Annotated in this window: 7 protein-coding genes and 2 pseudogenes; all 9 read right to left on the bottom strand. The window is 39.9% G+C overall.

Annotated features, from left to right (window positions below):
- Window positions 1-282: pseudogene (locus JCM19043_RS12105) on the bottom strand (hypothetical protein); the annotation flags it as partial.
- A gap of 118 nt (window positions 283-400) precedes the next feature.
- Complete coding sequence (locus JCM19043_RS18975) at window positions 401-601, bottom strand: type II toxin-antitoxin system RelE/ParE family toxin (RefSeq protein ID WP_369676079.1); 201 nt, start codon at window positions 599-601, stop codon at window positions 401-403.
- A gap of 94 nt (window positions 602-695) precedes the next feature.
- The gene (relB, locus tag JCM19043_RS12100) at window positions 696-911 is read right to left on the bottom strand and encodes a type II toxin-antitoxin system RelB family antitoxin (protein ID WP_062322835.1); all 216 of its coding nucleotides are present in this window, start codon (window positions 909-911) and stop codon (window positions 696-698) included.
- Between the two features lie 234 nt (window positions 912-1,145).
- Window positions 1,146-1,406 (bottom strand): M23 family metallopeptidase, encoded by a 261-nt coding sequence (locus JCM19043_RS16920; protein ID WP_231631534.1) that lies wholly within the window; start codon window positions 1,404-1,406, stop codon window positions 1,146-1,148.
- Window positions 1,340-2,593 (bottom strand): G5 domain-containing protein, encoded by a 1,254-nt coding sequence (locus tag JCM19043_RS12095; RefSeq protein WP_156321408.1) that lies wholly within the window; start codon window positions 2,591-2,593, stop codon window positions 1,340-1,342. Before JCM19043_RS12095 ends, JCM19043_RS16920 begins: the two co-directional genes overlap by 67 nt.
- Window positions 2,594-2,916: 323 nt before the next feature.
- A pseudogene (locus JCM19043_RS12090) lies at window positions 2,917-4,204 on the bottom strand (adenylosuccinate synthase).
- Between the two features lie 418 nt (window positions 4,205-4,622).
- Window positions 4,623-5,990, bottom strand: coding sequence for a replicative DNA helicase (gene dnaB, locus JCM19043_RS12085; RefSeq protein ID WP_062322833.1), 1,368 nt, complete (start codon window positions 5,988-5,990; stop codon window positions 4,623-4,625).
- A gap of 87 nt (window positions 5,991-6,077) precedes the next feature.
- Window positions 6,078-6,524, bottom strand: a complete 447-nt coding sequence (rplI, locus tag JCM19043_RS12080) for a 50S ribosomal protein L9 (RefSeq protein WP_062322831.1) — start codon at window positions 6,522-6,524, stop codon at window positions 6,078-6,080.
- Complete coding sequence (locus tag JCM19043_RS12075; protein ID WP_062322829.1) at window positions 6,521-8,494, bottom strand: DHH family phosphoesterase; 1,974 nt, start codon at window positions 8,492-8,494, stop codon at window positions 6,521-6,523. Before JCM19043_RS12075 ends, rplI begins: the two co-directional genes overlap by 4 nt.
- Window positions 8,495-8,521: the final 27 nt, after the last annotated feature.

The raw sequence follows: 8,521 nt of genomic DNA, 5'->3' as shown, positions 1-8,521 counted from the left end.
CATATACATTGTCTTTAATTCTTTTTGCGCGGATAGAAGCGCCCGTCCTTGTTGAACAGCACTGTTCGCATAATAATCATTTAAGCCGTAACGTTGTTTTAACCGTTGATGGATGGAGACGGAACTTTTCTCTTTCGAGCCCCTAAGCTCACGGACCTCCGCTTGATACCGAAAATGTTTGGCTTGATTAAACACCCGGAGGGTGTGATCCATGGACGTAACAAAATCAGGGTCGATCTTATACTTATATAAGCAATTTGAAAAAATAGCCTTCAGGCCCATGATGCCCACCCTCTCTTTGTTTGTGTCGATCATTGTTAACGCTTTAATTATACCATGAAGAATATATGTTTGTCACTTCAAAAATATTCCGAATCAGCGATTCATCACCCACCTAGTGCTAACGCACTTGAGGAAGGTGTCTTCTCGCCCTAAAACGATAAATTGACTCTCGTTTCCCTGCTTTGATCACAAGAACTAAGGCATGATCATCATGAATATCACATATCAATCTATACTTTCCTATTCGATAACGCCACAATCCGCTTTTATCAGCTGTTAAGCCTTTCCCGGTCCAACGTGGGTTCTCACACCCCTCGATATTTTTATTTAATCAAAGTAGTATTTGTTTTCGAATGGGCTTGTCTAACTATAAAACTCTTTTTGTGCACGTTTATCAAACTCAACATGATACTTCACAAATCTTCAGCCTTCATCATGTCTTGAAGAGAGACAGATTGACCGGATAAATTTTTAAGAGCTTCCGATCCTGCTTCCAAATCTAAATAATCTTCAATTTTTTCTGTTAGAGCTTGTTTCATTAATGTTGACAAGGGTTGACGAATTAGTTCTGCATAACTTTGAAAGAATGTCTCTTCTTGTTCGTTCAATCTTATTTTAATAACGCGCATCATATTCACCCCTTAGCTGTATATTAATTGTATTACATTGTAATGCAGAAGTCGATTTTCTCATTTCCTTATGATGTCTGCTTCTACATTAATTTAACCATTGAACTTTCCACTAAATATTATACAACCAATATTCTAACGAATGTTTGTGAAAGGTGTATTCTTGCTCTAAGACGATAAAAAACCTCCATTACTGTTTCTCGAAGTAATGGAGGTTTCATCCTTGTGTATTATTTAGTAAAGTACTGTTGCTGGGTTAATGTTTGACCCATTCTTTAATACTTCAAAGTGTAAGTGAATGCCGGTCGAACGACCTGTTGATCCCATTGTACCTAGGACAGCACCTTTTGGTACGGTTTGACCAACGTTCACACTAATGTTTGAAAGGTGTGCATAGAGCGTTTTATAACCATTATTGTGGTTAACCACTAAGTAATGACCATAACCACCTGCATCATAACTGATTTTCTCAACGACGCCATTATCACTGGCGATGATGTTGCGGTTTGATGGGCGAGCAATGTCAATCCCTTTATGGAATGAACCCAACGTGGTCCGTAAGAACTTGATAAGTAGCCACCAACAGCTGGCCAGCTAAAATCACCCGTACCGCGTGATGGAATGACTTTAGTTCCTTTTTCAATTGTCTTATTGACGACTTCTTTTGTTACGGTTGATTCAATGACTTCTTTTGTTGTCACTTTGCCGTTTACAAGCTCCATATCGTATGTCACATCTTTAGCGCCATCGCTACCTTCTGTGATTGTACGTGTTTCACCTTTATATAACGCATCTGTTTCTTCTACGATTGTTTCAAATTTAATCACTTCTTCAACTTGTTTCTCTTGTTTAACAACCACATCAACAAATGGTGCATAGGCTGTGACGTTGATTTCTTGATCTAATTGAAGAACGGATGATTCTGTTAAATCTGAATTAATATCAAGCAATTGATCAAGAGTTAAATCGTATTGCTTGACGATACTAAACAGCGTATCACCTGTTTGTACAGTGTGAATCTTATCTGTTAGTGTGCCTTTTTCTAACAATCTTAAGCCTTCATCTACTGATAATAGGTCGTCTTCACTAACAACACTTGTAGACGTTTCAACAGGACGAGAGAACGTAACATCTTTAATCACGACGTTATCACGTACCACTTGCTTTTCATCAGACTCATCAGCTGATAATTCATTTAATACATCTTCACTGACATATTGTTTTTGATAGTTAAATAGTAAAGTATCAATCGCTTCTTGGTCTTTAAAGTAACCCACTGTTTCTCCATCAAATTGAAGAGCGGTTGCCTCGACATCAATCTCTAGAGCGTCTTCGACTTGTTCAATGGTTGATTCTGTTTGGTCAGTCAATTGAAACGCTGTTTCTTTCACAAAAGTCACGTCTTGTTTCACACCTAACGTATAGGCATCCTCACGCTGTTTTGTTTCTTGTTCGATCGCTGTTTCAATCGCTGTTTCCACTGCTTCTTTATCGTTCACAGGACCGATATGTACGTCATCAAGGTACACATGATAGATCGTGTTCAGTTTAACATCCCCACTTGCGTAAGCAACGTTTTGTTGGATGTTTAAAGCTCCAACAACCAGGGTAATAAGAAAAGTAGTGAAGAGCGCAATCAATATATTCTTTTTTGTTATATGTTTTGTTAATTCGGGTAGCATAGTTAAATCCTCCTATTAAGGAATGGCTAATTTTTTCGACTCTTGTAGCTTACCATAGGTAGATTTAAGAATGAAACCCTTTTAATCATAATGTAACATAACTGTATCATACCTGCCATTTAACGGAAATCACCACTATTCCTTCTATCCAATCGACGTTTAAGCATCGGTTTTTTTGGTAAGAAGAAGTGACTAGGCATAAGTAATCGGCTTTATCTTGATACTGAGACGAGATATTGAAAGGCCCATCTACTCAAATGGTAGATGGGCTTCATTGTTATTTTACGATTTTATGACAAATGTATGTCATCTGCGTCCAATGATTATAAACGGTAAACGTTTTGAACGATATTCGTTTGGGTACGGTCTGGTCCGACTGAAAAAATTGATAAGGAAATCTCGGATAACTGTGCAATACGCTCTAAGTAATGACGGGCATTCGCCGGTAAATCATCAAGTGATCGTACACCGGTAATATCTTCTGTCCACCCTGGAAGTGTTTCATAAACAGGCTCACATTCGGCAAGAGCCTTTAAGCTGGCTGGAAACTCTTTAATAAGTTCACCTTGATAACGGTAAGCAACACAAATCTTAAGTTCTTCAATGCCTGTTAACACATCGAGTGAGTTAAGTGAAAGATCAGTAATGCCACTCACACGGCGAGCATGTCTCACGACAACACTGTCAAACCAGCCGACACGACGCGGACGACCTGTTGTTGTGCCGTACTCTTTTCCAACTTCACGAATCTTCTCGCCAATCTCGTTATCGAGTTCTGTCGGGAAAGGACCGTCACCTACCCGTGTCGTATAGCTTTAGATACGCCAACCACGCGATTAATTTTAGACGGACCGACGCCAGAACCAATTGTGACGCCGCCCGCAACAGGATTAGATGATGTCACAAAGGGATACGTTCCTTGGTCAATATCAAGCATGACGCCTTGTGCGCCTTCAAATAGTACCCGACGACCATGATCAATGGCATCATTTAAAACAACCGACGTATCGACGACATATTGTTTCACTTGTTGCCCATAGTTATAATACGCTTCAAAAATATCATCAAAGTTAAGTGGCTCTGCATCAAACATTTTAGTGAACAGTCTATTTTTGGCTTCTAAGTTTTGGGTGAGTTTTTCTTTAAACACTTCTTTATCTAATAAATCCGCCATCCGGATACCAATCCGAGCAGCTTTGTCCATATAACATGGGCCGATCCCTTTTTTCGTTGTACCAATCTTTAACGCACCTTTTTGTTCTTCTTCTAAAATATCTTGCGTAATGTGATAGGGTAAGATGACATGGGCGCGGTTACTGATCCGTAATTGGTCCGTCGCCACATCACGTTCATGTAGGTAGCTCAATTCTTCAACAAGAGCTTTAGGGTCAATAACCATTCCGTTACCTAACACACTTATTTTTTCTTTAAAGAAATCCCGGAAGGGATTAAGTGTAATTTATACGTCGTGTCATCAAACTTAATCGTGTGCCCAGCGTTATTTCCCCCTTGATAACGCGCGACTACTTCGGCATCTTGTGATAGAAAGTCGGTAATCTTCCCCTTACCTTCATCGCCCCACTGCGTTCCTACAACTACAACTGATGTCATTTACCGCACCTCATACTTTCCGTTTGTTTTTTATATTCACTTTTAATAACGTTCGTTTTTTGAATTAATATAGGTTCATTTTATCAATTAAATGTCTTTTTAACAATGAAAATACGAATAAAATTAGAAATAATTGATATAGTCTTTCGATTAAAACTATCTTTATTTTAGATAAACATCTATTGACTAGCTTGTCCGTTCTTGTTTTTGTCTAAACAAGCATGAGTCTTTTCTTTACGCTCACTCATTGTTATCATGACGACTCTCTTTACCTATCGTGCGTAAAAGACAACATTTAATTAGAAGACTAAAAATAATAACTCTACTGTGACCATAACAAGCTTAAGAAGCGTGATCGTCGTTTATGGATGAACTAAAAAAGCCCGGCACTTTCTATCAAGAAAGCGCCGGGCTTGTTTTAGGCAGAGGGAATATCCTGTGCCGAGTATTTATGGTCTAAGTCAACAAACTTGTTGTACTCCTTCACAAAGGCAAGTTCAACGGTCCCTACCGGGCCGTTACGCTGCTTAGCGATAATGATTTCAATAATGTTTTGTTTTTCTGATTCCTTATCATAATAATCATCACGGTATAAGAAACCAACAATATCCGCATCCTGCTCAATGGAACCTGATTCACGTAAATCGGACATCATCGGCCGTTTATCTTGTCGTTGTTCAACCCCACGTGATAACTGAGATAAAGCAATAACGGGTACTTCTAGTTCACGAGCTAACCCTTTTAAGGAACGAGAGATTTCTGATACTTCTTGTTGCCGATTTTCTTTTGCGCTTGCGCCGCTCCCTTGAATGAGCTGCAAGTAGTCAATCAAAATCATACCAAGACCATGTTCTTGTTTAAGACGGCGACACTTTGAACGAATTTCATTCACACGTATACCAGGTGAGTCATCAATGAAAATACCGGCATTAGATAAGCTCCCCATGGCCATTGTTAGTTTCGTCCAGTCTTCTGCTTCTAAGTTACCTGTTCTAAGGCGCTGAGCATCGATATTACCTTCCGCACATAACATACGACTAACGAGCTGATCCGCCCCCATCTCTAAACTAAAAATAGCGACATTTTCATCGGTTTTTATGGCAACATTTTGTGCTACATTTAAGGCAAAAGCCGTCTTACCAACGGAAGGACGGGCGGCCACAATAATTAAATCGTTCCGCTGGAAACCTGAAGTAATGTGATCTAAGTCTTTAAATCCTGTTGGAATACCGGTAACATCACCACTTTTTTCGTGGAGTTGTTCAATGTTATCATAGACATCGATTAGGACATCTTTAATGTTTTTAAATGCATTCGCATTCTGACGATTACTCACATCAAGAATGTTCTTCTCAGCTTCACTTAAGACATCTTCTAATTCATCTTCACGATTAAAGCTTTCGGTCACAATATCGGTGGCGGTTCTAATTAACCGGCGTAAGACAGACTTCTCTTCAACAATTTTCGTATAGTAACCAATATTCGCAGCTGTTGGAACAGCATCGGCAAGTTCAGTTAAATAGCTAACGCCTCCTACTTCTTCTAACAGTTTACTGCTGTTTAATGCATTCGTCACCGTAAGTAAATCAATCGGCTCACCACGGTCATTCAGCTGCATCATTACTTGGAAAATGCGCTGGTGGCTTGGACGATAGAAATCTTGTGGAATAAGGAATTCTGATGCTGTCGACATCGCCTCTGGTTCCAGAAAAACGGCACCGATAACAGCTTGTTCTGCTTCTGTACTATGTGGTGGGGTTCTTGTATCTAGATATTCTTCACTCATCATATTCACTCCCTTAACGTATGTTTTCACCACTCGGATGACTAGGTAAAAACAAAGAGAGGAATGACTCCTCTCTTTTTTAAGTCCTTATTGTTCTAGTACGTGTACTTTAATTTCACCTGTCACATCGTTATGCAGTTTCACGGGGACATTGGTGTAGCCAAGGGAACGAATCGGTTGATCCAGCTCAATTTTACGCTTATCAATTTTAATCTTATGTGATTTGTGTAGTTCTTCGGCAATTTGTTTACTTGTGATGGAGCCAAATAAGCGCCCACCTTCACCCGCCTTTGTTTTTAATGTTACTTCTAGTTTCTTTAACTCGTCTCTTAATTTTTCGGCTTCTTTTACTTCTTCTTGTTCTTTTTGCTTTTCTTTATTCTTTTGTGCTTCTAAACCTTTTAAGTTACCAGCCGTTGCTTCAACCGCTAAGTTATTTTTCAGTAAATAGTTACGTGCGTAACCCTCTGATACATTTTTCACTTCACCTTTTTTGCCTTTACCTTTCACGTCTTGTGTAAATATGACTTTCATTCGTCATTTCCTCCTTCGAATAATTCATCTAATATTTCAAGAAGCTGACCATATGCTTCTTCAATCGACGTATCTGATAGTTGGGTGGCTGCATTCGTTAAATGTCCGCCACCTTCCATTTGTTCCATCACGCGTTGCACGTTCACATCGCCTAATGACCGGGCACTTATACCAACCCGTCCATCACTCCGCTCTGAGATCACAAAAGCAGCTTCAATACCGCTCATCGTCAGCAACGTATCCGCTGCTTGAGCAATCACCACGGGGCCAAAACTCTCGCCTTTTTGTGCCCGGGCAATAGCTACGCGTCCATGATGGATGATCGCTTGTTCAATTAAGTGCGCCCGCTTAATATAAACATCTAAATCTTCCTCTAAGAAACGTTGCACTAAAATGGTATCTGCCCCTTTAGAACGCAAGTAAGAAGCCGCATCGAAAGTTCTTGAGCCTGTTCTTAACGTAAAGCTCTTCGTATCGACAATAATCCCCGCAAGTAGAGCAGTTGATTCTAGACTTGTCAGTTTTAATCGTTTTGGCTGATACTCGAGTAATTCTGTAATCAATTCAGCCGTTGAAGAGGCGTAAGGCTCCATGTAGACTAAAATAGGTTGATCGATAAAGTCTTCGCCGCGGCGATGGTGATCAATGACGACCACATGTTCAGTCTTATTGAGCAGCTTTTCCTCTTGAACAAGCGCTGGTTTATGGGTATCAACAACGACAAGTAAGGTTTGTTTTGTGACCATTTCTAACGCTTCTTCGCGAGAAATAAAGTGTTCCGCTAGAGACGTTTCTTGTACCTCGCTCATCAAACGATCGACACCTGTATCGAACTCTTCTTCATCAAGGACCACGTAAGCTTCAACATCATTACTTATCGCCATTTTCAAGACGCCAATCGCTGAACCGATGGCATCCATATCCGGATTCTTATGTCCCATAATCATCACTTGTTCACTTTGGATCACTAAGTCTTGTAAGGCATGTGAGATCACCCGGGCTCTTACACGCGTCCGTTTCTCCATCGGGTTTGTTTTTCCGCCAAAGAAACGGACCTTTCCTTCATGGTCTTTTAATACAACTTGGTCACCACCGCGCCCTAAGGCAAGGTCTAAACTAGACTGTGCTAACTCACCAAGCTGTGGCAAAGACAAGTCACCATAACCTACACCAAAACTTAACGTGAGCGGAACATTTTTATTATCAGAAATGAGTTCACGTACTTCATCTAAGACATCGAATTTCGTCTGTTCTAACTCTTGAAGAATTTCTTTGTTTAGGATGGCTAAGAAGCGTTCCTGTGAGATGCGCTTTAAATAAATACCATAACGATTCGACCACTCATTTAACAATGACGTCACATCAGAGTTCACATGACTTTTTGCTGTGTCGTCCATCCCCGAAGTGATTTCTTCATAGTTATCTAAAAAGATAATCCCCAACACTGTTTTCTCTTTAGAATAGCGGGTTTGAATATCGATTTGTTTTGTACGGTCAGAGAAATAAAGCAACCGTTCTTCTTTTCTAATCGTTACTTGAAAGCTTTTGTCTTCGACATCAATAGTCACTTGATCTTTTTCTTCTTTAATGGCTTGTAGTAACTTCTGATCAAACACGTCGAGTGATTCACCGACAAGCGTATCAGAATCACTAAAACCATTCATAAAGCGATTGGCCCATTCAATCTGGTAGTTCTCACTATAGAGAACAATACCAATCGGCATCTCAAGCAAAGCTTCTTCTCCGACCTTCTTCACCCGGTGTGAGAGGGTGGAGATATATTCTTCTTGTTCTTCTGTAATTTGATGTTCTTGCTTAATGGTATAGTACAACGCAAGACCTAAAAGAATGGTCATAAGTAAACCAAGTGGCCATGCGATAAACCATGTAAACCCTAAAAGTAAAAAGGACAGCACATAATTAATCACAATGTGTCTTTTTAGTTCTGGTTTCCTCCACCATTTTTGCATCGTCTTCAACTCCTACTAATCTGAGGA

It is taken from the genome of Halolactibacillus sp. JCM 19043 (assembly GCF_001310395.1).
Lineage (GTDB): Bacteria > Bacillota > Bacilli > Bacillales > Amphibacillaceae > Halolactibacillus > Halolactibacillus miurensis.
Note: the sequence above shows the minus strand (reverse complement) of the source record. Positions and strands in the feature narration are given on the sequence as shown.

Coding starts and splice junctions, on each gene's coding strand:
- relB (WP_062322835.1), bottom strand. CDS start 911: ATGCGCGTTATTAAAATAAGATTGAACGAACAAGAAGAGACATTCTTT.
- JCM19043_RS12095 (WP_156321408.1), bottom strand. CDS start 2,593: ATGCTACCCGAATTAACAAAACATATAACAAAAAAGAATATATTGATT.
- dnaB (WP_062322833.1), bottom strand. CDS start 5,990: ATGAGTGAAGAATATCTAGATACAAGAACCCCACCACATAGTACAGAA.
- rplI (WP_062322831.1), bottom strand. CDS start 6,524: ATGAAAGTCATATTTACACAAGACGTGAAAGGTAAAGGCAAAAAAGGT.
- JCM19043_RS12075 (WP_062322829.1), bottom strand. CDS start 8,494: ATGCAAAAATGGTGGAGGAAACCAGAACTAAAAAGACACATTGTGATT.